General features: G+C 58.3%; 16 protein-coding genes. 3 read left to right on the top strand and 13 right to left on the bottom strand.

All coding sequences use genetic code 11. The features are described from left to right. Positions 1-53: 53 nt before the first annotated feature. Positions 54-1520 carry an IMP dehydrogenase gene (guaB, locus tag M8014_RS02725; RefSeq protein WP_271281016.1) on the bottom strand — a complete coding sequence of 489 codons (1467 nt, stop codon included), beginning with the start codon at positions 1518-1520 and terminating at the stop codon, positions 54-56. Between the two features lie 159 nt (positions 1521-1679). On the opposite strand from guaB, the gene xseA reads away from it, so the two are divergent. Continuing rightward, the gene (gene xseA, locus M8014_RS02720; RefSeq protein ID WP_271281015.1) at positions 1680-3053 is read left to right on the top strand and encodes an exodeoxyribonuclease VII large subunit; all 1374 of its coding nucleotides are present in this window, start codon (positions 1680-1682) and stop codon (positions 3051-3053) included. On the opposite strand, the gene M8014_RS02715 is transcribed toward xseA, so the two are convergent. The 12 genes from M8014_RS02715 to M8014_RS02660 all read right to left on the bottom strand — a co-directional run bounded on the left by M8014_RS02715 (position 3050) and on the right by M8014_RS02660 (position 20886). Then, positions 3050-3265, bottom strand: a complete 216-nt coding sequence (locus tag M8014_RS02715) for a zinc ribbon domain-containing protein (protein ID WP_271281014.1) — start codon at positions 3263-3265, stop codon at positions 3050-3052. The genes xseA and M8014_RS02715 overlap by 4 nt on opposite strands. A 51-nt stretch (positions 3266-3316) precedes the next feature. Then, complete coding sequence (locus M8014_RS02710; RefSeq protein ID WP_271281013.1) at positions 3317-4351, bottom strand: Gfo/Idh/MocA family oxidoreductase; 1035 nt, start codon at positions 4349-4351, stop codon at positions 3317-3319. A gap of 102 nt (positions 4352-4453) precedes the next feature. Then, positions 4454-5935, bottom strand: a complete 1482-nt coding sequence (gene der, locus M8014_RS02705; RefSeq protein WP_271281012.1) for a ribosome biogenesis GTPase Der — start codon at positions 5933-5935, stop codon at positions 4454-4456. Between the two features lie 110 nt (positions 5936-6045). After that, positions 6046-7224, bottom strand: coding sequence for an outer membrane protein assembly factor BamB (gene bamB / locus M8014_RS02700; protein ID WP_271281011.1), 1179 nt, complete (start codon positions 7222-7224; stop codon positions 6046-6048). Positions 7225-7234: 10 nt separating this feature from the next. Beyond that, positions 7235-7855 carry a YfgM family protein gene (locus tag M8014_RS02695; protein WP_271281010.1) on the bottom strand — a complete coding sequence of 207 codons (621 nt, stop codon included), beginning with the start codon at positions 7853-7855 and terminating at the stop codon, positions 7235-7237. Positions 7856-7868: 13 nt separating this feature from the next. Next, entirely contained in the window at positions 7869-9143 is a 1275-nt protein-coding gene (gene hisS / locus M8014_RS02690) for a histidine--tRNA ligase (RefSeq protein ID WP_271281009.1), read from the bottom strand. Positions 9144-9235: 92 nt separating this feature from the next. Next, entirely contained in the window at positions 9236-10354 is a 1119-nt protein-coding gene (ispG, locus tag M8014_RS02685; RefSeq protein ID WP_271281008.1) for a flavodoxin-dependent (E)-4-hydroxy-3-methylbut-2-enyl-diphosphate synthase, read from the bottom strand. Between the two features lie 26 nt (positions 10355-10380). Then, positions 10381-11379, bottom strand: a complete 999-nt coding sequence (gene rodZ, locus M8014_RS02680) for a cytoskeleton protein RodZ (protein WP_271281007.1) — start codon at positions 11377-11379, stop codon at positions 10381-10383. A 292-nt stretch (positions 11380-11671) separates the two neighbouring features. Continuing rightward, positions 11672-12838: a dual-specificity RNA methyltransferase RlmN gene (rlmN, locus tag M8014_RS02675; protein ID WP_271281006.1), complete on the bottom strand. Its 1167-nt coding sequence runs from the start codon at positions 12836-12838 to the stop codon at positions 11672-11674. Positions 12839-13002: 164 nt separating this feature from the next. Further along, positions 13003-13434: a nucleoside-diphosphate kinase gene (gene ndk, locus M8014_RS02670; protein ID WP_271269027.1), complete on the bottom strand. Its 432-nt coding sequence runs from the start codon at positions 13432-13434 to the stop codon at positions 13003-13005. A 167-nt stretch (positions 13435-13601) separates the two neighbouring features. Further along, positions 13602-15908, bottom strand: coding sequence for a peptidoglycan glycosyltransferase PbpC (pbpC, locus tag M8014_RS02665; RefSeq protein WP_272501325.1), 2307 nt, complete (start codon positions 15906-15908; stop codon positions 13602-13604). Between the two features lie 19 nt (positions 15909-15927). Then, positions 15928-20886, bottom strand: a complete 4959-nt coding sequence (locus M8014_RS02660; RefSeq protein WP_271281005.1) for an alpha-2-macroglobulin family protein — start codon at positions 20884-20886, stop codon at positions 15928-15930. A gap of 293 nt (positions 20887-21179) precedes the next feature. Here M8014_RS02660 and M8014_RS02655 point away from each other — a divergent pair, with 293 nt between their 5' ends. Both M8014_RS02655 and M8014_RS02650 read left to right on the top strand, forming a co-directional pair. Beyond that, positions 21180-22724 carry a PTS transporter subunit EIIC gene (locus tag M8014_RS02655; protein WP_271281004.1) on the top strand — a complete coding sequence of 515 codons (1545 nt, stop codon included), beginning with the start codon at positions 21180-21182 and terminating at the stop codon, positions 22722-22724. A gap of 11 nt (positions 22725-22735) precedes the next feature. Continuing rightward, positions 22736-24103, top strand: coding sequence for a 6-phospho-alpha-glucosidase (locus M8014_RS02650; protein ID WP_271281003.1), 1368 nt, complete (start codon positions 22736-22738; stop codon positions 24101-24103). Positions 24104-24147 lie beyond the last annotated feature (44 nt).

Here is a 24147-nt window from a genome sequence, read left to right as displayed (position 1 = left end):
TTCCGAGGCAAGTGAAACAAAATCGCCCGGCATAAAGCCGGGCGTGGAAATTATCAGGAGCCCATGCGGTAGTTCGGGGACTCTTTGGTGATGGTCACGTCGTGAACGTGACTTTCCTGAATACCCGCACCGCTGATACGTACAAATTCCGCTTTAGTACGCAGCAGGTCGATGGTACCACAGCCGGTCAGACCCATACAGGAACGCAGGCCGCCCATCTGCTGGTGAATGATCTCTTTCAGGTAGCCTTTATACGCCACACGGCCTTCGATCCCTTCCGGCACCAGTTTGTCAGCCGCGTTATCGGTCTGGAAGTAACGGTCAGACGACCCTTTGGACATCGCGCCCAGGGAGCCCATCCCGCGATAGGATTTGTAAGAACGGCCCTGGAACAGTTCGATCTCGCCCGGGGATTCTTCGGTACCGGCCAGCATGGAGCCAACCATCACCGCTGCTGCTCCAGCTGCGATCGCTTTAGCGATATCGCCTGAGAAACGGATGCCGCCGTCGGCGATAACCGGAATACCGGTACCTTCCAGCGCTTCAACCGCGTCGGAAACTGCGGTGATCTGCGGGACGCCTACGCCGGTTACGATACGGGTGGTACAGATAGAGCCAGGACCGATCCCCACTTTTACCGCGCTGCAACCAGCTTCAGCCAGTGCGCGAGCGCCTGAGCCCGTTGCCACGTTGCCGCCGATGATTTGCAGATCCGGGTATTTCGCACGGGTTTCACGAATGCGCTGCAGCACGCCTTCGGAGTGGCCGTGGGAGGAGTCGATCAGCAGCACGTCAACGCCTGCCGCAACCAGCGCATCAACGCGCTCTTCGTTGCCTGCACCCGCGCCAACTGCCGCACCGACGCGCAGACGGCCATGCTCGTCTTTACAGGCGTTCGGTTTACGTTCTGCTTTCTGGAAGTCTTTTACGGTGATCATGCCGCGCAGGTGGAAGCCGCTGTCGACAACCAGTGCTTTCTCAACGCGCTTTTCGTGCATCTTCGCAAAGACAACGTCGCGGGATTCGCCTTCACGGACGGTCACCAGACGCTCTTTCGGGGTCATGTAGACGCTGACCGGCTGGCTGAGGTCGGTAACGAAACGTACGTCACGGCCAGTAATGATGCCTACCAGTTCGTTGTCCGCGGTCACAACCGGGTAGCCTGCAAAACCGTTACGCTCGGTCAGGGCTTTGACTTCCTGCAGGGTAGTGGTTGGCAGAACGGATTGTGGGTCGGAAACGATGCCAGATTCATGCTTCTTCACGCGGCGAACTTCTTCCGCCTGGCGCTCGATAGACATGTTTTTATGGATAAAGCCAATGCCGCCTTCCTGCGCCAGAGCGATAGCCAGACGCGCTTCAGTCACGGTGTCCATTGCCGCGGAGAGCATAGGAATGTTCAAACGAATGGTTTTAGTCAACTGCGTGCTGAGGTCGGCAGTATTCGGCAGAACGGTGGAGTGAGCGGGAACAAGGAGGACGTCGTCAAACGTCAGTGCTTCTTTAGCGATACGTAGCATGGGCAATATCTCTGACCTGGATGGTTAAATATTGCCGTGGCATTATACAGAGCGTAACCGATTGCATCTACACTTTTTTATAAAAAATGCTTGCGATCGTGTCTCAGCGGGTTACTATCGACTGAATAACTTGCTGATTTAAAATTTGATCTCGCTCACATGTTATCCTCTCAGACCCCCTCAATTTTTACCGTTAGCCGCCTTAATCAAACGGTTCGTTTGCTGCTTGAGCAGGAAATGGGACAGGTTTGGATCAGCGGTGAAATTTCCAATTTCACGCAGCCATCGTCCGGCCACTGGTATTTTACGCTGAAGGATGACAACGCCCAGGTACGCTGCGCGATGTTCCGCAACAGCAATCGTCGGGTGACGTTCCGCCCTCAGCACGGGCAGCAGGTGCTGGTACGCGCCAATATCACCCTGTACGAGCCGCGCGGTGATTATCAAATCATTGTCGAAAGCATGCAGCCCGCGGGCGAAGGCCTGCTGCAGCAGAAATACGAGCAGCTAAAGACAACGCTGGCAGCAGAGGGTCTGTTCGATCAGCAGTACAAAAAACCGCTTCCCTCCCCTGCTCGCTGCATTGGGGTGATCACCTCCAGAACCGGTGCCGCGCTGCATGACATTCTGCACGTGCTGAAACGCCGCGACCCTTCCCTGCCGATCATCATCTACCCGACGGCGGTTCAGGGCGAAGACGCTCCGGGGCAAATCGTTCGCGCCATTGCGCTGGCTAACGCACGCAAGGAGTGTGATGTCCTGATCGTCGGGCGCGGCGGCGGTTCGCTGGAAGATCTGTGGAGTTTTAACGATGAGCGCGTGGCGCGGGCGATTTTCGCCAGCCTTATTCCGGTAGTCAGCGCCGTCGGGCACGAAACGGACGTCACCATCGCCGATTTTGTTGCTGACCTGCGCGCGCCGACGCCGTCAGCCGCCGCCGAAGTGGTGAGCCGCAACCAGCAGGAGTTGCTGCGCCAGATTCAGAACGGCCAGCAGCGCCTGGAAATGGCGATGGACTATTTTCTCGCCAACCGCACGCGGCGTTTTACCCAGCTTTACCATCGCCTGCAGCAACAACATCCCCAGCTGCGTCTGGCGCGTCAGCAAACGGTGCTGGAACGTCTGCGTCAGCGAATGAACCTCGCGGTCGACAATCAGCTTAAACGGGCGGGACAGCGCCAGCAGCGCACTACCCTGCGCCTGAATCAGCACAACCCGCAGCCACGTATTTATCGCGCGCAAACGCGGATCCAACAGCTGGAATATCGTCTTGCCGATAACCTGCGCGCGCGCCTGGGCGCCACGCGCGAGCGTTTTGGCAATGCGGTCACCCATCTGGAAGCCGTCAGCCCACTCTCCACGCTGGCGCGCGGCTACAGCGTCACTACCGCTACCGACGGCAGCGTGTTAAAGCAGACCAAACAGGTTAAAGCCGGGGATAGGCTCACCACCCGGTTGGCCGACGGTTGGGTCGAGAGCGAAGTAAAAGGCGTCACCCCCGCCAAAAAAACGCGCAAGAAAAAGCCGGTTTAAACCGGCACAAATTCCACGCGTTTTTTCGAAATCAATCCGTGGCCATTCTGGCAAAAGTAATCGACCGCACCGCAGGCTTTTAACACCTGGAGTGGCTTGTGGCACTCCGGGCAGCGCGGCTCCAGGGGGATATCCTTATTGCAGGTATCGCAGTGGGCCAGGCCGTTTTGCGGTGTCAGCGGTGCCTGGCAGTCCGGACAGGTAATCGACATGGTGACTCCTTCTCTGAAAATTCATTACTACGTTGATTTTACACGATGCGCTCAGTGCGGGCCACGCAGCTGCTGTTGTAAGCTCAGCAGCAGTTCGACCTCTTCCAGCCTGCGCCGGGTCGTGCGCGGCACCTCCTCTGGCTCGCGTTCAAACAGACTTTTTGCCCCCAGAATATGTTCCGCCAGACAGTGGGCGTAGATCGTGCCGGGAATGTGCCAGCGTTGAATGTCCTCGCCCTCAATCAGCTCCAGCACATCTTCTGTGCCGCGTCTGTCGTGGCTGATGATCCTGCCATCGCGCAGGTACAGCCGGAGTCCTTTTTGCCCGCCTGACGGGCCCGCATATTTATTCAGCCAGATATCCACCGGCGCGCCGCAAATCCGGCCCTGAAGGTGCGCCTCGCCTTCTGCTGTGATCAGGTCACCTTTCGCAATATCCTGCCCCAGCCGGTCTTTGGCGGTGATAACCTGCAGGCTCATCTCGTCGTTACCGCCCAGATAGCGCGTCGTTTCACGCAGCATTGCCAGCACATGCGTCCCGATATCCAGAATCACACCGTCAGGATGGCGAAGCGTCCGCGTATCCGGCTCACCGGTGGCAAAGTTCAGTGCGATGGGCTCCCCCGCGGCGTTGAAGCCGCTCGGCTCCTGAAGAAACCCTTCGATTTTGACGATCCCGGATAAAGAATCAATCAGCGCCAGCTGCACCGTGCCGAGGCGTGCCATCCAGTGATCGAGGGCCAGCACGCGGCCTGCAACGTCGGGCGCTGCCAGCAGGTTTTTCAGGGTCGCAATCTGTGAAAGCGTGGCGACAATCGGTTTTTCCACAACAATGCGCGCAATAGAGGCGTTAACCGCCTGCTCAAGCACCTCAAGGTGCTGCAGCGATGCTGTGGTGATAAACAGCGTATCCAGGGGCTGTGCAAGCAGCTCGTCCAGCGAAGCACAGCGTGTGACGCCCGCCAGCGTCCTCTCGGGCTGGATATCAAATCCAACACATGAAAGTGAAGGACCGAAAGTGTTTTGTAATGCGGGTAAGTACGCCGTTTCCACCACCGCGCCCAGCCCGACAAAGCCAATCTGCATGTGCCTACCTCGTTTGTTTCAATGTCGTAGCCAACATTATTTATCAGCTACGGACATAAAAAAAGCCCGCGACAGGCGCGAGCTTTCCAGCATCAGCAAGGATTACTTGCTTTTCTTAATGTGTTTAATCAAACGCTTACGCTTACGCATTTGGTTCGGCGTAAGGGTGTTACGTTTGCCAGCAAACGGGTTTTCCCCTTCCTTGAACTGGATGCGGATAGGCGTACCCATCACTTCCAGTGATTTACGGAAGTAGTTCATCAGATAGCGTTTGTAAGAATCCGGCAGATCCTTCACCTGGGTACCGTGGATAACCACGATTGGCGGGTTATAACCCCCGGCGTGGGCATATTTCAGCTTCACGCGACGACCGCGCACCAGCGGTGGCTGATGATCCTCTGCCGCCATGGTCATGATGCGGGTCAGCATCGCGGTACCGACACGACGGGTGGAGCAGTCGTAGGCTTCGCGTACGGATTCAAACAGGTTACCTACGCCGCTGCCGTGCAGAGCAGAGATAAAGTGCACGCGGGCAAAGTCGATAAAGCCCAGACGGAAGTCCAGCATCTCTTTGACCTGCTCACGCACTTCATTACTCAGGCCGTCCCACTTATTGACGACGATAACCAGCGAGCGTCCGCTGTTGAGGATAAAGCCCAGCAGCGAGAGGTCCTGGTCAGAGATGCCTTCACGGGCGTCAATCACCAGCATCACCACGTTGGCGTCTTCAATCGCCTGCAGGGTTTTGATCACCGAGAATTTTTCAACCACATCGGTGATTTTGCCGCGCTTACGCACCCCGGCAGTATCGATCAGAATATATTCACGCTCGTCACGTTCCATCGGGATGTAGATGCTGTCGCGGGTGGTACCCGGCATGTCGTAAACGACGACGCGATCTTCACCGAGGATACGGTTTGTCAGTGTGGACTTCCCGACGTTCGGACGACCAACGATGGCCAGCTTGATCGGCAGATCCTGCGGATTGAAGTCGTCTTCAGGCTCTTCTACGCCCTCAGCGCCGGCTTGATCGGCTTCGAACTGCGCCCAGTAGGCCGCATCTTCATCGATTTCTTCCGGCGGGTTGATCTCGTCCACGAACGGCAGCAGAGCGGTTTCCAGCAGGCTGGTGACGCCACGACCGTGAGACGCGGCGATCGGGTAGATATCACCCAGACCAAGCGACCAGAAGTCCGCCATCGCCTGATCGGCATCGATGCCGTCAGTTTTGTTGGCAACCAGGAAGGTGGCTTTTTCACGCGAGCGCAGGTGCTTGGCGATGGCGGTATCCGCAGGCATCAGGCCCGCGCGCGCATCAACCATAAACAGCACAATGTCTGCCTCTTCAATTGCCAGCAGGGATTGTTCCGCCATGCGGGTTTCGACGCCGTCTTCTGTACCGTCGATACCACCGGTATCGATACAGATGAACTCGCGACCTTCCACTTCTGCACGACCGTACTTACGGTCACGCGTGAGCCCCGGGAAATCCGCAACCAGCGCATCTCGGGTGCGTGTTAAACGGTTAAACAGAGTGGATTTTCCAACGTTCGGGCGCCCGACAAGCGCGACCACAGGTACCATGATTAAAGCCTCATAAAATTCGATATCACGTCGCGTTTGCGGCGTTTTTTAAAAAATCAAAACGGCCCCTGAAGCAACAGGAGCCGTTGAGTATACTACAACCGCTGTGATTAACGCGTGATCGCGTACAGCGTGCCGTCTTTTGCCTGAATCAGCAGTTTGCCGTCAGCCACTACCGGTTCGGTCAGGAACCCAGAGCTGTCGACTTTTTCCTGCGCGACAAAGCGACCGTTGGTCGGGTCAACCCAGTGCATGTAGCCTTCGCTATCACCCACCACCAGGCTGCCGTTATACAGCACCGGTGCGGTCAGCAGGCGGTGCAGCAGATCGCTTTGCGTCCACAGCGTCACGCCACCGTCGGTGCTGAGCGCCAGCAGGCGATCGTTCTGGTCAACCAGGAAGATGCGGTTACCTTCAACCACGAAATCATTGACTGAACCCAGCTCGCGTTTCCACATGACCTGGCCGCTACGCAGATCCATCGCCGTCAGGTTGCCATTATAGGCCAGCGCATACACAACGCCATTGGCAATGACCGGCGTGGTATCCACATCGCTCAGACGGTCGATTTCGGTCGGACCGGTTGCCTGAGAGATACGCTGCTGCCAAATCAGCTGCCCCTGCTGCATCAATACGGCGCTGACGCGACCGTTATCGCCACCCACAACGGCCGCACCAAACGCGGTAGCCGGGGCAGATTCGCCGCGCAGGGAGAGTGCAGGCATATCCAGGTTAACGGTCCACTTCACCGCACCGTCAGCTTCATTCAACGCCTGCAGCTGACCGTTGGCGGTATGAATCAGCACCATGCCGTCGCTGACAACCGGACGTGAAAGGGCTTCGCCCGCCACGCGGGTTTGCCACGCAACGGAGCCATCGCTGGTGTTAAGGGCATAGACCTGGGCCTTCTCGCTGCCCACGTACACATGGCCGCCAGCCACAGCCAGACCGCCGGAGAGCAGTGCAGGCGAGCGGGAGATCCAGCCGCTTTTTTCAGCGAGGTTAATCGACCACACTTCTTTGCCGTCATCCGCATTCACCGCTTTAACGGTGCCTTTACGGTCAGCAGCGTAGACCACGCTGTCCGCAAACGCCGGATGCAGGTTGGAATAAAAATCACCAATACCACTGCCGACGGAAGTGCTCCAGGCAGTGGACGGTGCAAACTGATTTTCAACCGTTGGCAGCGGTGACATGGTGACAATATCTTCTTCGCCACTGAACAGTGAACAGCCACTCAATAACGTAACGGAAAGCAGTCCTGGCAGAAGTAATTTACGCAATTGCATTGGGTCCCTCTCAGACGGACAAATTATTTATTTTCATCTGCATCATTTCGCTCAGCGCAGGTGAGGCGTTGCTTTTCACGCCCGCTTCCCATGCGCTGCGCGCGCCTTGTTTGTCGCCCTTGCTGAGCAGTGCTTCACCGCGCAAGTCGGCCACAATCGAGGCAAAACCTTCACCTTTCACGGTCTCCAGCGTTTTCAGGGCTTCATCAGTCTTTTTCTGCTGAACCTGAATACGGGCGAGACGCAGGTTAATCACCGCTTTGAGGTTGGCGTCTTTCGTTGCGGCCAGCCCCTGCTGCAGCTGCGCTGCCGCTTTATCCAGCTCGTTTTTATCCACGAACTGCTGAGCCACTTCGAGCGAAGCCAGCGCACCATAGGTGTTTTTGGTTTCTGCCGCAAATTTCTCTGCCGCTGCCAGCGATTCCGGCTGATCGGCACGAATGGCGCTCACCGTATTTTCATACTGTAAAGAGGAACCGCGCGCAGAATCGACCTGATGACTGTTCCAGTAACGCCAGCCCATCAGCGCGCCAATACCTAAAACCACCCCGACAGCCAGCGCTTTGCCGTTTTCAGCAAAGAAGCGTTTAATCGCGTCGACCTGGTCGTTTTCGTTCTCGTACATTTCCACGCAGTCTTTCTCCTTAGCCCAGTAGAGTGCGCAAGTGCGCCGCAACGCCATCCTGCGTTACCGTTGTTTGCTCACCAGAGCGCAGATCTTTCACTACTACTTCGCCGTTAGCCACTTCTGACTCGCCAAGTACCAGTGCGACACGCGCGCCCCATTTATCGGCACGCGCAAACTGTTTTTTAAAGTTGCCGCCGCCATGGTTGGTCATCAGCTTAGCGTCCGGCAGCGCATCGCGCACGCGTTCGGCAAGCTGCATTGCCGCAGACTGCGTTTCCGCGCCTGAGGCCACCAGGTATATATCGACAACAGGATCGGCTTTAAATTCCGGATTAACTGCCTGAACTAACAAAACAAGTCGTTCAAGACCCATCGCAAAGCCAACCGCCGGTGCAGCGCGACCGCCTAACTGTTCGACCAGGCCGTCGTAACGACCGCCCGCACAGACCGTACCCTGCGAACCGAGGCTGGTGGTAACCCACTCAAACACGGTGCGGTTGTAGTAGTCCAGGCCACGTACCAGACGCTGGTTCACCGTATAGGCAATGCCTGCGGCTTCCAGCTGCTTGCACAGACCGGCGAAGTGTTCACGGGATTCTTCATCCAGATAATCGCCCAGCGCTGGCGCATCGTTCAGCAGTGCCTGCACGTCCGGGTTTTTGGAATCCAGCACGCGCAGCGGGTTGCTGTACATGCGACGTTTGCAGTCTTCGTCCAGCTTGTCCTGATGCTGTTCCAGGAACGCAACCAGCGCATCACGGTAGTTCGCGCGCGCGTCCAGGGAACCGATGGAGTTCAGCTCCAGCGTAACGTGTTCTGAAATGCCCAGCGCACGCCACCAGCGGGCGGTGAGCATAATCAGCTCGGCGTCGATATCCGGTCCTTGCAGACCAAACACTTCCACACCCAGCTGGTTAAACTGACGATAGCGTCCTTTCTGCGGACGTTCGTGGCGGAACATTGGACCGATATACCACAGGCGCTGCTCCTGATTGTACAGGAGACCATGCTCGATGCCGGCGCGTACACAGCCCGCCGTACCTTCCGGACGCAGGGTCAGGCTGTCGCCGTTGCGGTCCTCAAAGGTATACATCTCTTTTTCAACCACGTCGGTGACTTCACCGATGGCGCGTTTGAATAACGGGGTCTGCTCTACAATCGGCAAACGGATTTCACTGTAACCGTAGCTGCCGAGCACCTGCTTGAGGGTGCCTTCAATGCGTTGCCAGATGGCGGTCTCGCCAGGCAGGTAATCGTTCATGCCGCGAATGGCTTGAATGTTCTTTGCCACGTTTGTTCTCTTTCTATAGACAAAAATGAACCCTGGGGTTCATTAACCGAAGGGTTCAATCATACACAGGAAGCACACCGCTTCCCATCACGTTATTTTTCCAGTTGTTGCACGCTGATGCGCTTCGCTTCATCCAGCATCGCTGCTTTGGCGCGGATGCGGGCTTCAAGCTGATCGATCATGTCGTTATTATCCAGACGATCTTTGCGGACGCCATCTTCATAGAGACCACTTTTCTTGTTGCCACCGGTGACGCCCAGCGTTGAGACCAGCGCTTCACCCGGACCGTTCACCACACAACCGATAATCGAGATATCCATCGGGGTGATGATATCTTCCAGACGCTGCTCGAGGGCATTGACCGTGCCAATAACATCAAACTCCTGGCGCGAACAGGTCGGACAGGCGATGAAGTTAATGCCGCGGGCACGAATGCGCAGCGACTTCAAAATATCAAAACCGACTTTGATCTCTTCGACCGGATCGGCTGCCAGCGAAACGCGCAGGGTGTCACCAATGCCTTCGTTGAGCAGCAGACCAAGGCCAATAGCCGATTTCACCGCACCGCTGCGGGCGCCACCGGCTTCGGTAATCCCCAGGTGCAGGGGCTGATCGATCTGCTTCGCCAGCAGACGATAGGACTCGACGGCCAGGAAGACATCAGAGGCTTTGACGCTGACTTTGAACTGATCGAAGTTCAGGCGATCGAGATGATCCACATGGCGCATGGCGGATTCCAGCAGCGCCTGAGGCGTCGGCTCGCCATACTTTTCCTGCAGATCTTTTTCCAGAGAACCGGCGTTCACGCCGATACGGATGGGAATATTTTTGTCGCGGGCACAATCGACGACCGCGCGGATACGCTCTTCACTGCCGATATTGCCGGGGTTAATACGCAGGCAATCTACACCGTATTCCGCCACTTTGAGGGCGATCCGGTAGTCGAAGTGAATATCGGCAACCAGCGGAACAGAGACCTGCTGTTTGATAAGTTTGAACGCTTCTGCCGCATCCATTGTCGGCACGGAGACGCGAACGATGTCTGCGCCAACGCGTTCTAACGCTTTGATCTGATTGACCGTCGCCGCCACATCTGTGGTACGGGTGTTGGTCATTGACTGAACGGCGATAGGAGCACCATCGCCAATCGGCACATTTCCGACGTAAATACGTTTCGATTTTCTACGTGGAATAGGAGCCTGGTTATGCATGAAAAATCTCCCGCGTTGCCTGACTGTTACTGTGCTGCTGATTGTTCGGCATTGAGGGTCAGACGCGCAACCTGGTTAGTTCTGATAAAACGGCTCAGATCGACAGGTTTTCCCTGAAACTGGATCTGCACCGCTGAAGGAGCACCAATTTTGAGCTTGTACGGCGCCTGGCCTGCCAGATTTAAACTGCCATCTTTACGCTGCAGACCGCTGAACAGTTTTTTACCGGTCGCGTCGGTCACTTCAAGCCAGCAATCGGCAGAGAAGTTCATCACCAGCGCGTTCGGATCTGTAGGGGCAGCAGACACGCCAGCCGGATCGGCTGGCAGTGGCTGAACGGCGTTATCCGCCGTGACCGCGGGTGCGGTCTCGACGTTAGCTTGAGAAGGCGACACAACCGCGTTGTCGGCAGGCGCTTGCGCGGTCTGTCCGGCAACAGGCGCGTTGTTTTGCGCCGTGGCCGCATCCGGCATATTGCTCGCAGGTACCTGCGGTTCGCTGGCGGTTGCGGCGGTGTCAGTGTTCAGGGGGATGCTCTGGGCGCCGTCACCCGCCGAGCCATTCAGCTCGGCGGTGGACTGATCGGCCATGGTGGTGATCTCTTCCTGCTGCGCTTTGTGGTTTTGCCACCACCAGGCGCCCGTCAGGCCGATCACGACAAACAGTACCAGCCAGGTAAAGCTCATCAGCCAGCCATCACGTTTTTTACGGCGTTTGCCCAGCGAAAAACTTTGCATCGGCGCAACTTTCGCCGGTCTGACAGGTGCCTGCTTTTCCATCATCGGCAGCAGTTCATTTTCAGGAATATGCACCAGTTTCGCATAAGAGCGGATATAACCACGCAGAAACGTCGAAGCAAGATCGGCAGGAGCCTTATCCTCTTCAATATCGCGGACCGTGGAAACCTTCAGGCACAGGCGTTCAGCAACGGTTTGCTGACTCAGGCCGAGTTGTTCACGGGCGTTGCGAAGACGAACGCCAGTGGAAAGTGCTGCATTTTGGTCGTGAGTGGCTTCAGTATTCATTCGCTACAACTACTGGTACGTGAGAATTGAGGATCCAGGCGCCGGTGAATCACAATGCGCCTGCACCGCGAAACTTCTGGTCAGTTAACCTTAGTAAAGCAGCTCAAAACTGTCAGCTTTTCGTTTGACAGAACCGGCTCATCAGTGAGGCTAAACTGTTGTTGCGTCGCTACATACTGCCTTAAAGTCATAAAAAACGCACCGTAATTATTATTCATAGCACAGTGCTTTGACTTTTTATTCGTGTAATCAGCGGCCAGGGTGCGGATAACGCCCCGCGGCCGCATAAAAATCACACGGTCTTGACGTCGATCGTCTCACCCTGCATACGCTTACGCAACGTACGCTTGGTACGGTCGATAACCTCGCCCGCCAGCTGACCACAGGCGGCATCAATATCGTCGCCGCGGGTTTTACGTACGATGGTGGTAAATCCATAATCCATCAGCACCTTGGAGAAGCGATCGATACGGCTGTTAGAGCTACGGCCATACGGCGCGCCCGGGAACGGGTTCCATGGGATCAGGTTGATCTTACACGGCGTATCTTTTAACAGTGCGGCCAGCTCATGCGCATGATCGGTGCCGTCATTAATATGATCCAGCATGACGTACTCAATGGTGACGCGACCCTGATTAGCGTTGGACTTCGAAATGTAGCCCCGCACCGAGTTCAGGAAAGTCTCGATATTGTACTTCTTGTTGATTGGCACGATTTCATCACGAATCGCATCATTCGGTGCATGCAGAGAGATCGCCAGCGCCACGTCAATCATGTCGCCCAGCTTATCCAGCGCAGGGACAACGCCTGAGGTGGACAGGGTCACGCGGCGTTTGGAGAGACCAAAACCGAAGTCATCCAGCATGATTTCCATCGCCGGTACCACGTTCGTCAGGTTCAGCAGCGGTTCGCCCATCCCCATCATTACCACGTTGGTAATCGGACGGGTGCCGGTCACTTTCGCCGCACCGACGATTTTCGCCGCGCGCCAGACCTGGCCGATAATTTCCGACACACGCAGGTTACGGTTAAAGCCCTGCTGCGCCGTCGAGCAGAATTTACACTCCAGCGCACAACCTACCTGAGAGGAGACGCACAGCGTGGCGCGGTCTTCTTCCGGGATATAGACGGTTTCAACGCGCTGATCGCCCACGGCAATCGCCCATTTGATGGTGCCGTCGCTTGAACGCTGCTCTTCCACCACTTCCGGGGCGCGAATTTCAGCCACTTCTTTCAGCTTATTGCGCAGAACTTTGTTGATGTCAGTCATGTCATCAAAGTCATCGCTGCAATAGTGATACATCCATTTCATCACCTGATCGGCACGAAACGGCTTCTCACCCATCTCGAGGAAGAACTCGCGCATCTGCTGACGGTTCAGATCCAGCAGGTTGATTTTACCGTTTTTATTCGCAACGACAGGAATGACGACTTCGGAGGTGTTTACTAATTCAGACATAATAGATTCCGGCCTCGTTGTTACACGTTATGGCCCCTGGAGGGTTAAAAAGAAACGCCCCGGAAAGCAGTTGGCTCATCCGGGGCGTTGCATTGTACAAAGTCTGGCGCAGGGATGCCACGTCTGCACGTGGCATTTACGAAATAAAGTGTAAACCCGCGCGATTAGCGCTTACGGGCACACACTTCGCCTTCAGCGAAGAAGAAAGCGATTTCGCGGGCAGCAGATTCCAGGGAGTCGGAACCGTGGGTGCCGTTCTCGGTGAAGCTGTCTGCGTAGTCAGCGCGCAGGGTACCCGCCAGGGCGTTAGCCGGGTTGGTTGCACCCAGCAGATCGCGGTGACGCTGAACGGCGTTTTCGCCTTCCAGAACGGATACCACGATTGGGCCAGAGGTCATGAACTCAACCAGGCCATCAAAGAAAGGACGACCGTCGTGTTCAGCATAGAAACCGCGCGCCTGCTCAACGGTCAGATGCAACATTTTGGTACCGACAATCTGGAACCCTGCCGCTTCAAAGCGAGCAAAGATGCTGCCAATAACGTTTTTTGCCACCGCGTTTGGTTTGATGATGGAAAAAGTACGTTCAATAGCCATGATAACCTCTGTGATTTGTTCTGTTGTTTTGCATAACTGCGAAATATGGCGCGGATTATAATGAGCATTCCCGCCATTGCCTATGGATGTATGTAACATTTTTTTAAAATAAGACGATTATTAACAACAGATCGGCGCTGAATCGTGTTTTCTCTTATTCCAACGGGTTATTGCAGCAAAAAGCTCACCGTTGCCACCTGTCCCGCCTCATCCATAACCAGCAGTTGATACTCACCTGCCCTGTCGAGCCGCAGCGTAAACGCCCGTCCCTGCCCGTTCAGCGGTTCGCCATTGAGAAACCACCAGCGCACGCCGTCGCTGCCGCTGGCGATCAGGGGTAAGGAGACCTGCGATTCACCCGGCAGACGCCTGATAACCGCCCCTTCCCGAATCCCCGAGAGAATCAGCGGCGCCGGGAAAGCCTGACTCAGCGGCGGGCAGATCTGGGACGCGGGCGGGATCCGTACCGCCCGCCTTTCCGCCTGCGGCAGCCACGGCTCCAGCGGCAGCGGCCAGACCTCGACGGTGGTCTCTTTCGCCGCCGGGCAGTCGGGGGCGACACGTTGACCGGCGTTATCCAACCAGACGGGAAAGCGAATGCCGCGAATGCCCTCCTGCTCCGGCAGCAGTAAGGTCGGCGGCTGGCTGCCGTCCAGCAGCCAGGTCGCGAGCCGCCTGCGGCAGTTGGTATCCCCTTCCGGCAGCGATTGCCCGCCCGGCCAGCAAATCACGCCGCGCCCCACGGATGGCGGGCGCGGGTCGCGAGGCAGACGCGCCTCGTCCACCGCCGAGCGCGACTGCAGCAGGTTGTTCACCTGATTGAGCAGCGGCACGGCGCTGGCAAAGCCAAACTGCCCGGCCACCGGAGTGCCGTCAGGCCTGCCGGTCCAGATGCCAATCACGTAGCGCGCATTCAGTCCTATCGCCCAGGCATCACGATAGCCATAGCTGGTACCGGTTTTGATCGCCAACGGTACCACCTGGGTCAGTGCGCTGTCCGGCAGCGGTTGCGCCTCATTCGCCAGAATACGACGAATAATCCACGCCGCGCCCGGCGACAGCAACGGGCGTTCAAGCAGCGGGTCATCGGGCTGCAGGCGCAGCTTGCCCGCCCTGCCGTGACGGGCGAAGGCGCTATAGGCGGCAGCGATATCCTCCAGACGTGCCCCGGCGCCGCCCAAAATCAGAGAGAGATTTGGCTGGGCACCCGGCGGAAGCAGCAGCGGGAGGCCAGCGTTACGCAGCATACCGGCAAATTTTTTCGGCCCGTAGGCCTCCAGCACCTGAACGGCAGGCAGGTTCAGCGAGCGCACCAGCGCTTCGCTCATGCCAACTGGCCCGTGAAAACCGCTGTCGAAGTTGCCGGGACGGTAATCGCCCGTCCGCCGGGGCACATCCTGCAGCAGCGATGCCGGGTGGATCAGCCCGTCATCCATCGCCAGGCCATAGATAAACGGCTTCAGCACCGATCCCGGGGATCGGATCGCGGCGACCATATCCACATGGCTGAACCGGGTGTCGTCATGAATGTCGACGGATCCGACCCAGCCGCGCACTTTCATGTTGGTGTGATCCACGACGATCATCGCCAGCGAGCTGCGCGGGGCTAAACGTGACTTCCAGTTGAGGGCCAGCTCCTCGAGCTGACGCTGCAGGGTGGCATCCAGGGTAGTAACCACTTTGCTGTCCCGGCTTTTCCCCAGCATCATGCGCGAAAACAGCGGTGCCAGCTGCGGCATTTGCCGGGGTGCCAGCCAGACCGGCTCTTCCCGTGACTCGCGGACCTGGCTTGCTTCCCAGACGCCCTGGGAGGCCATCCTGTCGAGAACTTTATTACGCGCCGCTTCTGCACGCTGCGCCCAGCGATCCGGTCGCAGGCGACTCGGGGCCTGCGGCAGGACGGCCAGCAGCGCGGCTTCGGAGTAACTTAGCTGCGCGGGCGCTTTGCCCAAATAGACCCAGCTTGCCGCCCCTACCCCCTGTAAAGTACCGCCAAACGGGGCACGGTTGAGATAGAGGGTGAGGATCTCGCGTTTGGACAGATGCCATTCCAGCTGTGCCGCCCGCCAGAGCTGACGCACTTTGCCGCCAAGCGTGCGGGGATGGGGATCCAACAGGCGAGCCACCTGCATGGTGAGGGTACTGCCGCCAGAAATCACCTTACCGGCGCGCAGATCCTGCCAGGCCGCGCGCAGCACAGAGAACGGGTTCACCCCGGGATGTTGCCAGAACCAGCGATCCTCGTACTGAATCAACGCCTCAAGATAGCGAGGAGAGACCTCTTCGATGGTGACCGGATAGCGCCAGATGCCCTCCCGGTCGGCAAATCGCCATAGCGGGGTACCGTTTTCATCCACCACCACCCGAGCGGGATTGACCTCCTGCAACGGCAGCGGCCACAGGCGATCGGCCGCGACCACCATTCCCCCTAGCATAAGCAGCGCGCCCACCAGCCACAGCCAGCGGGCGCGCATCAGACGTAAACCCCACACGTTACGGCACGACAATCAACGGGCCGCTGGCCGCACCTGTTGCCCGCCACTGCGGAACGTACATCGATTCCACCATCGGCACCGGGACTCTATAGGTTCCCGGCGTAACGGCGCGCGCCAGATACACCAGCGTCACCGGCTGGCCTTCGTTGACCGGCACGGCGGCCACAAAGCGATCGTCGCGGAACTCCATATGCTGGATATCCGCCTGCTGCATCTGGTTGAGCAGGTTCTGCACTTCAGCCCCGCTCTCCTGCAGGCTGGCGCTGCTGCTGGCGAGGTTCTGGTTTTCCAGCTCTAGCCCGGCAGGCAGCAGATCCACCACCAGCGCATCCGGTACGTTCTGGCTGGCCGACACCTCCAGCCAGACCAGCACCAGCTCGCCGCTCTTCAGCGAGGAGAGCGACCTGCTGCTGCCGTCGGTTGCGAGGAACTGGCGGTCGATTTTCAGCACACTGGAGGCGGGCTGCGGCGCGGATTGTGGGTATCCGCTGCTGTCGAGGCGCACCCACAGCGGCGCGGAGCCGGTATTGGTCACCTCCAGGGCGGCCAACTGGTCGGCATTCAGGTTTTGCACCTGCGGTTTGTCACCGCGCAGCCCACCGTCCGCGAGGCTGGTCGTCGCCTGCCACGCCCCGGAAAGGGTCTGCAGGGAACGGCCCGCGAGGAACAGGGCATTGCTCTCCTGGGTTGATAGCCAGCGCTGGCTGAATGCCTGTTGCGACAGAGTGTTCAGCAGCGTGTTTTGCGCATCCGGCAGCAGCTTGTTCTCTTCCAGCAGGCTGAGCATCATCGCGTTGTCGCGAAGCGGGCTGCCGTAATCGGCCATCCACCCTTGCGACTCGCTGCGCGGAGTTTTGATCGCCAGATCCAGCGCCTGCTGGCTGCGCGGCGCATCGCCCATTAGCTTCAGTGCCAGCCCCAGCTGCATCACCGGCAGGCCGGATTTGGCCTGGCCGTGTCGCTCCCAGATCTCGCGCAGCGCACCCAGAGGTGCTTTTTGCTGACGCGCCAGCACCAGCGCGGCATACGCCTGCACGGCAAACTTGCTGGCCTGCGTCTCTTCGCTGTAACGAACGGAAATCATGCCAGGATCCTGCAGGTAGCGCAGCAGGCGGGTATTCGCATTGTTAATGGCTTCAGCAGGCACGCTGTAACCTTGCTCCCCCGCACGTACCAGGAAATCGGTAACGTAGGCGGTCAGCCAGTACTCTTCCGGACCGTTTTTATCCCACAGGGCAAATCCACCGTCGCTGCGCTGCATCTGCAGCAGGCGGGAGATGCCGATCTCCACCGCCGCCCGGCGCTTGTCGTCGCTGTCGCCTTTAATGCCAAGGGCAGCCAGCTGCGCGGCGTTGGTATAGAGCGACGGGAACAGTCCGCTGGCGGTTTGCTCCAGGCAGCCATACGGGTAGGCCTGCAGTTCACGAATATAGCGGGCCAGGTTGAGCGGCGGCTTGCCGCTGAGCAGCAGCTGCCCCTGCAGCGTCGCCGGTGAGAAATCAGCGCTGTGCTGCACGGGCGCATGCCAGCTTTCGCCCGGATTGAGCATCGTGCCGGTGTTCACGGTCTGTGCCGGGAACGCCGGACGCACGCCAATTTTCCAGCTCTTCTGCAGCGGTGCAAAGGTTTCCCCCGGCAGCGTGAGGCCGCTGACCTGGGCGGCAATTTCACCCTCGCCGTAGCCGTCCAGTGCACGCACCGGAATAAACAGCGTACTGCGCTCGCCCGCCGCCAGCTTCACCGGCTGCGGCTGCGCCCCCTCCAGTGCCAGATTACCCCCGGCAGTCAGGGCCACATTCAGGGTTTGCGGCTGGTCGGTAAGGTTGGTCAGATCCAGCGTCAGCCTGGCGTTATCACCGCTTGCCAGGAAGCGCGGGGTATTCAGCTCGGTGATGACCGGCGCGGCGACAATAATTTTGCTTTCACTGCTGCCAAAATCGTCCTCTGTCCAGGCCTGTGCCATCAGGCGCAGCTCGCCGTTGAAGTCACCAATCGGTAACGAGACGGTGCCTTCGCCGTTGGCATCCAGCGTCACCGGCTGCGCCTGTTGCGCGATAATGGTGACATGATTCACCGGCGGCTTGCCGCCGCGTTTAAGTTCATCGCCATCGCCGCCAAAGCGCAGCGACGCCAGTCGGCCCTGGCCTTCAATCACCTGGCCGTAAATATCGTAGATATCCGCGCCGTAGCGCTTCTGGCCGAAGAACGCCTGCCACGGATCGGGCGTCACATAGTCAGTAATGTTCAACACCCCGCTGTCCACCGCCGACACCAGCACATTCACTTTTTGCGGTGCAGCGCCCTCTTTCACGCTGGCTTTCACTTTGACGGTCAGCGTCTGGTTAGGTCGCATTTTTGGCGGGTTTTCCAGCGCCAGGTTCAGACGGCGGTTTTCATCCCCCATCGGCAGGTGCAGTAAGCCCACCGCGCGTTTTGGCGTTGCCGATTTGGATTTGTCTCCCGGGCGTACCACCAGCGTGGAGAGGTAAAGGTCGTGACGCTTCCAGGCTTTATCCACCGGGATAGTCATCTCCAGCCCTTCTGCCGGGACGTCGATCTCTTTCCACCACAGCGGTCCTTCGCTGGATTCGATCATCGCATAGCCTTTCCCTGCCGCCGGGGCGGCAATGTGCAGCTTGATGGTGTCCCCCGGCTGATAGGTCGGCTTATCCAGCTTCATCGTGACGCGATCCGGGCGGGCGGCGCCCGTGCCGTCGCTGTTATCCTGCCAGCTATAACCGGCCCAGAAGCGCAGGCTGCTGACCGTCTCGTTCGGGGCTTTGACCTCCAGACGATAAGAGCCCCACTCAACCGGGAAGCTCACTTTGCCGGTCTCGTCCGCGGCCAGATTCAGGATCTGCTCACCTTCGACCAGATCTTTTTGATCAAACTGCGACTGCCAGCCTTCGCTCTCTGACCAGTTCCACGCGTAGTCGCGGCGCTCGCGGATCAGGCGCACCTGCAGATCCGACACCGCTTTTTTCGCCCCTTTCGCATCGGCATAGACGATATCGAACCCCGCCTGACTGTTCTCTTCAACAATCGGCTGGTTAACGGTGGTATCGGTGCGGTAGTCATACACCGATTTGCTGGCGAACTGCGCCCGGATACCCGGCAGCGTAGCTGCTGGCCATACGGCCTGCTCCACCCGGCGGGTAATAGGACGTCCGCCCGACTCGAGCAGGCTGGCCTGCAAAATCACCAGCAGCGGGGAGTGGACCTCTTTCCACAGGCTTTCGGTCGTGATTTGCCCGCGTCCCTCTTCGTTGAGCGTCAGCTGCACTTCATCCAGGCTGCGGCTCAGATTCTCCTCGGCGATGTCACCGAACTGGAAGCCTGGCAGCGCGGCCACGGCCTCGCGCAGCGGGCGCAGGAACAGCTGCCCCTGCAGACTGTTGCCGTTAGCGGGCGCGCCGTACAGGTAGTAGCCGGTCACGTCGAAAGCGACGTTATCCGCAGGCGCAATGGGTGCTTTTTGCGCGGCAAGATTGAGCGCCATGCGCTCCGGCATAAAGTCTTCGACATGGAAATCCCACAGCCGCTGCTGGTTATCGCCGGTGCTGGCGCGAACGTGCCACATGCCCGTTTGCGCTCCGCTCTCAAGCTGATAGTTGAAGCGATAGAGGCCGTTGTCCGGCTGGCTGACCACCGTACGCGCCACCTGCCCGTCCGGGCGCAGCACCTCCAGCTTGACCGGCTGATCCGCCAGCGGTTTGCCGTCGCTGTCGCGCAGCAGTCCGTTGAGGATCACCGTTTCGCCCGGGCGATAGAGATCGCGCGGGCCAAACATAAAGAACTGCTTGCTGAAGCCTGGCGCACCGCTAATAGCAAACTCCGCCAGATCCAGCGCCGGCAGGGTAAGGTCCAGCAGCGTGGTCTGCCCGTCCTTGCGGGCCAGCAGTAGCGCCGCTTCTTTGTCGGTCTGCAGCGTGGCGTGACCGTCTGCGTCGCTGGTGGCCTGCGCCAGGGTCTGCCCTTTATCGTTGAGCAGCAGCACTTCGATGGCCGACTGCGCCGCGCCGTTTTCCAGGCTCTGGGTAAAGACATCCAGCCGGTTATGGTAGCGGTGCGCAGACAGACCAATATCGCTGAGGGTAAACAGCGTGGCGGCATTGCTGTAGTTGTAATGCCCGGCCTGATTCATCACCGCGATATAAACCCCCGCCTGCTGCAGCGGCTTGATATCCCGCAACGGCAGGAGCAGTTTTTCGCGAGTATTGCGCGCCGGGTTAAGATCGAAACGTCCGGTATACACCAGATCCGCAAGCTTCAGCAGATTGTCGGATTCCCAGTTGGTAAGGGAACTGCGGTACTCCCACTGGCTGACGAACGCCGCCAGCGACTCGGGTTTAACGCGGTAGAAATTCACATCGACGTTATTGACGTTGAGCGCCATCACCGGCAGCCCTTCGACCACCTTGCCCGGCAGCAGCGAGCCGCGGCTGGCAAAGCCGACGCTCGGTTCGATGTCGCGGGTGGTGATGGTTTTTTCGTAGTCGATGCCAAAGGTATTTTTGTTCAGCCCCTGCAGGCCGCGCTCAACGGTCACCACCAGGTTACGGTTCGGCTCCAGATGCCGCAGGCGCAGCTCTTTCAGGTTTGGCGCCAGCTCCCATGCACCATCGACCTTGCCGCTTTTTTTGTCTACCACATGCACCCTGTGCGCAAAATCCTGTGCAGGATCGAGCGGCACGGAGAAGGTCAGCACCAACGCGGCGGCGCCGTCGAGCTGGATTTCCGAGGCATCCAGCAGGGTCAGCGCTTTGCCCTGGCTAAGCGCTGCCAGTTTCGCCAGCGTCGCGTCGTCCGGTTTTGTCGCTTCAGGCTTTTTGGCAGCGGGTTCGGCAGCCGCAGCGGGCGCCTTTGATTGGGGTTTGTCGTCGCTGTTGTCACAGCCGACAAGTGCCATTGTGGTAAACAGCGCTAAAGAAAGCGCGGCAAGGCGAAACGGTTTCATCCTGTATCCCTGGCCTCACGGGCCTGTTGGTCATCGTCGGGGTAATTATTATCCGCAACGTTCATTAATACAAAAGAACAAAAGTCCAATGTGAGACTCTGGAAAGCACCTCGCAAACATCTGCGTCACGCGCGACAGGCCCTGTTACCCGGATCACAGCCTGGAACGTTACATGTTACCTTTAACGTCATTTGTTTTTAAAACAATAAGATAGCTGGATAATGCGCCGCTTGACCTGCTAATTTTAATGCTGAGACGCACCCTGAGTGCGCGGTTCACTAAGAGAGAACGTCATGAAACGAGCCGTGAACGCCCTACAAAATTTTGGAAAATCCCTGTACGGACCGGTACTGATTCTACCGATTGTCGGTCTGTTCATCGCCTTTGGTAACGTGCTGGGTAACGGCAACCTTGCCGGTTATCTGCCGTTTCTCGGTCATCCGGTAATACAGAGCATCGGGCTGCTGATTTCAAAATCTGCCGTCTCTGTGCTGGTCAACCTCGCGCTGGTGTTTGCCGTGGGGATCCCCATTGGCCTTGCCACGCGTGACAAAGGTTACGCCGCGCTGATTGGCCTGGTGACCTTTGTGGTGTTTATCAACGCCATGAACGTCACCCTGCAGCTGCAGGGGGCGCTTGCCCCGGCAGACCAGATGAAGGCCGCCGGGCAAAGCATGGTGCTGGGCGTGCAGGTGCTGGAGATGGGCGTGTTCGCCGGGATCCTCACCGGGGCGCTGTCAGGCTACCTGTATAACAAATACTCCAGCGTGCAGTTTAACGGGGCAATGGCGATCTACTCGGGCCACTGCTTTGTCGCCATCATTATGCTGCCGGTGTCGATGCTGCTGGGCGTGATAATGAGCGAGCTGTGGCCGTTTGCTCAGCACGGTATCAGCGCCATGGCCCTCGCCATTAAAGGCTCCGGGCCGTTTGGGGTGGCGATTTACGGCTTCCTTGAGCGCATTCTGGTGCCGACCGGTCTGCATCATCTGGTCTATACCCCGTTCCTGTATACCGAACTGGGCGGTACCCAGGACGTCTGCGGCGCAACCTACCAGGGCGCGCGCAATATCTACTTTGCCGAGATGGCCTGCCCGGACGTGAAGCAGCTCAGCAGCACCGTGGTCTGGGATGCGCGCGGCATCAGCAAAATGTTTGGCCTGCCGGCAGCGGCACTGGCGATGTATGTCACCGCCAAACCGGAGCGTAAAGCCGCCGCCAAAGCGATTCTGATCCCAGCGGCGCTGACCTCGCTGCTGGTGGGCGTCACCGAGCCGATTGAGTTCTCGTTCCTGTTCGTCGCCCCGCTGCTGTTTGTGGTGCATGCGGTGTTGACCGGGATTGGCATGATGTTGTTCTCCCTGCTGGGCGTACACGCCATTGGCGCTAACGGCATTATCGATTTCATTCTTTATAACCTGCCGCTGGGCACGGAAAAGTCCAACTGGCCGATGTACATCGTGGTCGGGCTGATCATGTCAGCGCTCTACTTCGTCATCTTCCGCTTCCTGATCCTCCATTTCCGGATGAAAACGCCGGGCCGCGAGGAGGATGACCAGGAGACGCGTCTGTACAGCAAGCAGGAGTACCAGGCGAAAGGCAGCAATGACGGATTAGGCGAGGCGATCGTTATCGGTCTCGGCGGACGCGACAACATTGAGGTGGTGGATAACTGCTACACCCGTCTGCGCGTCACGGTCAAAGATGTCGCGATCGTCGACGAGCCACGGCTCAAAGCGACGGGCGCGAAAGGCATTATCAAGCAAGGTAACAACGTTCAGGTGGTCTACGGGCTGCACGTCAAAAAAATGCGAGAAGCCGTTGAGACGATTCTCTGAAGGAGACAAACATGTTTACACCCCCCTTTATTCTCTCTATCGCCGGTGGCGGCAGCACCTATACGCCGGGCATTGTGAAAAGCCTGATGGTGCAGCTGGACAAGTTCCCGCTGGCAGAAATTCGCCTCTACGACATCGATGAAGCGCGGCAGAACACCATCGCGCCGGTGGTCGAAAAGGTCATTCGCGATCACAGCCAGAGCATCAAATTTACCGTCACCGGTGACCCGGAAGTCGCATTCAGCGGAGCCCATTTCGTCTTCGCCCAGATGCGCGTCGGTCAGTACAAAATGCGCGAGCAGGATGAAAAGATCCCCCTGCGCCATGGCGTGGTCGGTCAGGAAACCTGTGGCCCCGGCGGGCTGGCGTACGGCTTGCGCACCATTCTGCCGATGGTCGAGCTTATCGATATGGTCGACCGCTATGCGCACGAGAAAGCGTGGATTGTTAACTACTCCAACCCGGCCGCGATCGTTGCAGAAGGCGTGCGCCGCCTGCGTCCTGACGCCCGGGTGCTGAACATTTGCGATATGCCGGTGGCGGCGATGCGTAATATGGGAGCCATTCTCGGGGTGGATCGCCACAAGCTGGAGGTGGATTACTTCGGCCTGAACCACTTCGGCTGGTTTACCCGCGTGCTGGTGGACGGCGTGGATCGCCTGCCGGAGCTGCGTCGCCATATCGCCAAATTTGGCCTGCTGACGGAAGATGCGGCCAAAACCGATCCGCAGCACTCGGATCCGTCGTGGGTGAAGACCTGGCGCAACATCAAGCCCATCATGGATAACTTCCCGGAGTACTTGCCGAACCCGTATCTGCAGTACTACCTGATGCCGAACCAGATTGTGGAGCATCAAAATCCGGACTACACCCGCGCCAATGAAGTGATGAACGGCCGTGAGAAGAAGCTGTTCGCGGCAGCGGAAGAGTATAAAAAGACCGGAATTCTGTCAGATGCGTTCCACGTGGGCGTCCACGGAGAGTTTATCGTCGACGTGGCCCGCTCGCTGGCTTTCAACCTGCGCCAGCGCCATCTGGTAATGGTCGAAAACCGCGGGGCAATTACCAATTTGCCGTATGACGCGATGGTCGAAGTCCCGGCGTATATCACAAGCGCTGGCCCGGAGCCGGTGCGTATCGGTCAGGTGCCGCTGTTCCATCAGACCCTGCTGCAGCAGCAGCTGGCTTCGGAACAGCTGCTGGTGGAAGCCACCGTTGAGGGCAGCTACGAGAAAGCGTTGCAGGCCTTCACCCTCAACCGCACCGTGCCGACCATGGAACACGCCAAAGCTATTCTTGATGAGATGATTGAGGCCAACCGCGACTACTGGCCCGCCCTGCAAAAAGCCTGGCAGGAGGGGGAAATAGCGAAAAATTAGAAGCAGGCTCGCGACCTGGACGTGGTTCGCTTGTCGATGTCAGA

Source organism: Silvania hatchlandensis, assembly GCF_025564065.1.
GTDB lineage: Bacteria > Pseudomonadota > Gammaproteobacteria > Enterobacterales > Enterobacteriaceae > Enterobacter > Enterobacter hatchlandensis.
This window is presented reverse-complemented; position numbering and strand designations above follow the sequence as displayed.

Excerpts from the sequence above, each read along its gene's own strand:
- der (WP_271281012.1), bottom strand. The coding sequence starts at position 5,935 with ATGGTACCTGTGGTCGCGCTTGTCGGGCGCCCGAACGTTGGAAAATCC.
- rodZ (WP_271281007.1), bottom strand. The coding sequence starts at position 11,379 with ATGAATACTGAAGCCACTCACGACCAAAATGCAGCACTTTCCACTGGC.
- M8014_RS02660 (WP_271281005.1), bottom strand. The coding sequence starts at position 20,886 with ATGAAACCGTTTCGCCTTGCCGCGCTTTCTTTAGCGCTGTTTACCACA.
- rlmN (WP_271281006.1), bottom strand. The coding sequence starts at position 12,838 with ATGTCTGAATTAGTAAACACCTCCGAAGTCGTCATTCCTGTCGTTGCG.
- ispG (WP_271281008.1), bottom strand. The coding sequence starts at position 10,354 with ATGCATAACCAGGCTCCTATTCCACGTAGAAAATCGAAACGTATTTAC.
- ndk (WP_271269027.1), bottom strand. The coding sequence starts at position 13,434 with ATGGCTATTGAACGTACTTTTTCCATCATCAAACCAAACGCGGTGGCA.
- M8014_RS02710 (WP_271281013.1), bottom strand. The coding sequence starts at position 4,351 with ATGCAGATTGGCTTTGTCGGGCTGGGCGCGGTGGTGGAAACGGCGTAC.
- guaB (WP_271281016.1), bottom strand. The coding sequence starts at position 1,520 with ATGCTACGTATCGCTAAAGAAGCACTGACGTTTGACGACGTCCTCCTT.
- M8014_RS02655 (WP_271281004.1), top strand. The coding sequence starts at position 21,180 with ATGAAACGAGCCGTGAACGCCCTACAAAATTTTGGAAAATCCCTGTAC.
- M8014_RS02650 (WP_271281003.1), top strand. The coding sequence starts at position 22,736 with ATGTTTACACCCCCCTTTATTCTCTCTATCGCCGGTGGCGGCAGCACC.
- pbpC (WP_272501325.1), bottom strand. The coding sequence starts at position 15,908 with ATGCGCGCCCGCTGGCTGTGGCTGGTGGGCGCGCTGCTTATGCTAGGG.
- xseA (WP_271281015.1), top strand. The coding sequence starts at position 1,680 with ATGTTATCCTCTCAGACCCCCTCAATTTTTACCGTTAGCCGCCTTAAT.
- bamB (WP_271281011.1), bottom strand. The coding sequence starts at position 7,224 with ATGCAATTGCGTAAATTACTTCTGCCAGGACTGCTTTCCGTTACGTTA.
- M8014_RS02715 (WP_271281014.1), bottom strand. The coding sequence starts at position 3,265 with ATGTCGATTACCTGTCCGGACTGCCAGGCACCGCTGACACCGCAAAAC.